Annotated in this window: 3 protein-coding genes; all 3 read right to left on the reverse strand. The window is 66.9% G+C overall.

All coding sequences use genetic code 11. The features are described from left to right. Positions 1 to 202: proteasome accessory factor PafA2 family protein (locus LQV45_RS29085; RefSeq protein ID WP_230010515.1), on the reverse strand; the 202-nt coding region annotated here is incomplete at its 3' end. 1 nt (position 203) lies between these two features. Next, positions 204 to 911, reverse strand: coding sequence for a proteasome subunit alpha (prcA, locus tag LQV45_RS29090; RefSeq protein WP_230010517.1), 708 nt, complete (start codon positions 909 to 911; stop codon positions 204 to 206). 1 nt (position 912) lies between these two features. Continuing rightward, entirely contained in the window at positions 913 to 1755 is an 843-nt protein-coding gene (gene prcB / locus LQV45_RS29095; RefSeq protein WP_028275579.1) for a proteasome subunit beta, read from the reverse strand. Between the last annotated feature and the right edge of the window lie 121 nt (positions 1756 to 1876).

Here is a 1876-nt window from a genome sequence, read left to right on the forward strand (position 1 = left end):
CGGCGGTGGCGTATTCCGGGTGCGACCCGACGTCCAGGTAAAGGCGCGAGCCGTTGGTCAGGAAGACGTTGGAGGACCGTCCCCAGCTGACCACCTTGCGGAAGAGGTAGCGGGCTACTTCCTCCGGTGCCAGCGGCCGGGACTCCGGGCTTGAATAGGAAATTCCGAATTCGGTTTCGATGCCGAATATGCGCTTGTCCATCTCACTTCTCCTCAGCCAGCAATGCCACGATGTCCGGGTCCTCGAGCCGGCGGAACGCCCGGCGGGTGCCGCGGCCGCTTTCCGATCCCCGGTCCAGTACCGCAACTTCCAGTGCGGATACGGGCAGGGTGGTGGTTTCCTTGTCCGCCACGAGCCCGGCGAGGGCCAGCCGGATGGCGCCCGCGAAGTCGAGTTCGCCCTGCCAACCCGCCGCGACAGCCTCGGAGACCTTGTCCGCCTGGCCGCCCATCACTATAAAGCCGTGCTCGTCGGCGATGGACCCGTCAAAGGTCAGCCGGTACAGATGGTCCGCCTCCTGGGCCTGACCGACTTCGGCCACGGCCAGTTCGACCTCGAAGGGTTTCTGTTCGGCCGTAAACACCGCGCCGAGGCTCTGTGCGTACACGCTGGCGAGGCCGCGGGCCGTGACGTCCTCGCGGTCGTAGGAATAGCCCCGGACATCGGCATACCGCACCCCGGCTTGCCGCAGGCTCTCAAACTCGTTGTACTTCCCGACGGCCGCGAACGCGATTTTGTCGTAGATCTCGCCGATCTTGTGCAGCGACGGGGACGCGTTCTCCGCCACGAGGGCAATCCCGTCCCGGCAACTGAGGACCACCCCCGAACGTCCGCGGGCGATGCCCTTCCGTGCGAAGTCCGCACGGTCCTTCATCAGTTGTTCGGGAGATACATAGAACTGCTGGGTCATCTCAGGCCTCCCGCTGGGCGACGGTGCGGGATTCGATGACGCGGCCGGCCACGGCGGCAAGGTCGCGGTCCGGTACCCGGAAGGCGCCTGTCCGGTTCACGATGTACACCACCGGCCATAGCTGCCGGACGGGGTCCGGGCCGCCCGTGGCGGAGTCGTCGTCGGCGGCGTCGTACAGGGCCTCGACGGCGACCGCCACGGCGTCCTGCTCCGAGAGGCCGGGACGCCAGAGTTTCTTCAGCGCGCCGCGGGCGAACATCGAGCCGGATCCCACCGCGTGGTGCTCCTGTTCCTCGTAGCGGCCGCCCGTGACGTCGTAGGAGAAGAGCCGGCCGAAACCTGCGGGCCGGTCGAATCCTGCGAACAGGGGCACGACGGCGAGGCCCTGCATGGCCATGGGCAGGTTGCCGCGGACCATGGCGCCGAGCCGGTTCGCCTTGCCGTCCAGGCTCAGGAGCGTGCCCTCGATCTTCTCGTAGTGTTCGAGTTCAACCTGGAACAGCCTGGTGATGTCCAGGGCGATGCCGGCAGTCCCGGCAATGCCCAGCACTGAATACTGGTCGGCGGGAAAGACCTTCTCGATGTGCCGGCTCGCGATCACGTTGCCCATGGTGGCGCGGCGGTCCCCGGCCATCAGCACTCCCCCGGCATAGGTCATCGCCACGATCGTCGTCCCGTGCGGGGCCTGCAACGGTGCTCCCGGCTGGCCGGCGTGCCCGCCGGCAGGCAACTGGTTGAAAGGCACTTGGCCGAAGGGCATCAAATCGGGCCGTTCGCGCTGCAGATGCTCGGTGAATGAGGACGTCGCGTTGGCTGCTACTCGGTTGGCTGTTGTTTCCTGCACTAACGCTCTCCCTCAACGTGGTGGATCAACGACTCTTCCGGCCCTTAGCCCCTCCCGCCGCCCTCATCCGGCGGCCGGCGGCGCTCCTACTGGCCGCCCTTTTGGACGAATGCGCTGACGA

It is taken from the genome of Microbacterium sp. Bi128, from assembly GCF_918698205.1.